The sequence below is a fragment of the Mesorhizobium sp. M7A.F.Ca.CA.001.08.2.1 genome (genome assembly GCF_003998455.1).
GTDB lineage: Bacteria > Pseudomonadota > Alphaproteobacteria > Rhizobiales > Rhizobiaceae > Mesorhizobium > Mesorhizobium ciceri.
Window position 1 is genome coordinate 1 of record NZ_RZPW01001112.1, and the last position, 1,477, is coordinate 1,477.

Sequence of the window (1,477 nt, forward strand, 5' to 3'; positions counted from 1 at the left end):
CCCTTGGAAGCGCCCTGGAGTTCGCTCTTCTTGGTCTCGCCGCGCTTGGCCGACAGAGCCGCGCCGGCGGCTTTCTGCTGGGCTTTCGAGGTGGCTGGCATGGCTCTTTCTCCCGTTGGCATCAGGAGAAAACGCAACGACTGCCGTGATGTTCCGCTTCGCAATCACGACATCGCCAACCCGAACCCCTGCATCAGGCGGCGGGTGGGGAAATCGGCTCTTTTCGATGTGAAGACGGCAAGGTCGGGCCCTTCAGGCAACATCTCGCCACGACCGCTCGGATCGATGTCGGCGAGAAGCGACAGCGCCCGGCGCGCGATCGCTTCGGCGGGGTCGAGCCAGTCGACCGGCCAAGGCGCCGTCTTGCGCATACGATTGGCCAGAAAGGGGTAGTGTGTGCAGGCGAGCACGACGATATCCGTACGCAGCGCATCACGTTCGACGAAGCATGGCGCGATCTCGGCGCGCACGGCCTCCTCATCGACGAAGCCCTCACGCATGTAGATCTCAGCCAGTCCCGCCAGCCTGTCGCTGCCGACCAGGCGGACATGGCATTTCTGCGCCCATTTGCTGATCAGGTCGCGCGTGTACTGGCGCTTGACGGTGCCAGGCGTCGCCAGCACCGAAACCAGCCCTGAGCGCGTGCGTTCCGCCGCCGGCTTGATCGCAGGCACCATGCCGACAAAAGGATGCTCGGGAAATCTGTCGCGCAGCGCGTCGATCACCAACGTCGAGGCGGTGTTGCAGGCGATGACCGAAATGGCCGGCGCAAACCGCTCAAGCAGTTTGCCGAACAATTCAAGGATATGCACCCTCAGCGCCGGCTCTTCCCAGGCGCCATAGGGAAACGCAGCGTCGTCGGCGACATAGATGAAGCGGCGGTCGGGCATCAGCACGCGCGCCTCGCGCAGTACGGTGAGCCCGCCGATGCCCGAATCGAACATCAGGATCGGCCGCTCAGTCATTGTCGGTTCCTTTTCCGCCAAGCGGCGGTATGTCATCGTCCTTGCCGGCGCCGGCAAGGCGCGCCGCTTCCGCCTTGCGGGCCCGCGCGGCGGCCGCGGGCAAGCGTCGTGGATCATCGCCAGGGGACCCGTCGCCGCGCGGCATCGCCGGCGAAAACCTGTCGAGCGACGAGATGATGCCGCGCAGCACCTTCAGCTCCGGTTCGGCAAAACCGGCGCGCGTCAGCACCGCACGCAGATTGTCGATCATTTTCGGCTTCTTCGGTGCCGGCCGGAAATAGCCGCGCGCTTCCAGTGCGCCTTCGAGATAGGCGAACAGGCCGTGCAATTCCTCCTTGCTTGCCGGCTTCATGTCCGGGCCGGAAAAATTGGTCTTGGTCTCGTCTTCCAGGCCGGACTTCATCCATTCGTAGGACATCAGAAGCGCGGCCTGGGCGATGTTGAGCGACGAGAAATCGGGATCGACCGGGAACGTGACGATCTCGTCGGCAAGGCCGACCTCGTCATTGTAG

At 64.2% G+C, this 1,477-nt stretch carries 2 protein-coding genes and 1 pseudogene; all 3 read right to left on the bottom strand.

What is annotated here, in order from left to right:
- On the bottom strand, positions 1–101 hold a 101-nt coding region (locus EN914_RS35295; protein WP_127389683.1), incomplete at its 3' end, for a DUF3008 family protein.
- A gap of 63 nt (positions 102–164) precedes the next feature.
- Entirely contained in the window at positions 165–965 is an 801-nt protein-coding gene (murI, locus tag EN914_RS35300; RefSeq protein WP_024504564.1) for a glutamate racemase, read from the bottom strand.
- Positions 958–1,477, bottom strand: a pseudogene (locus EN914_RS35305) (RNA methyltransferase); the annotation flags it as partial. The pseudogene EN914_RS35305 and the gene murI, both read right to left, overlap by 8 nt.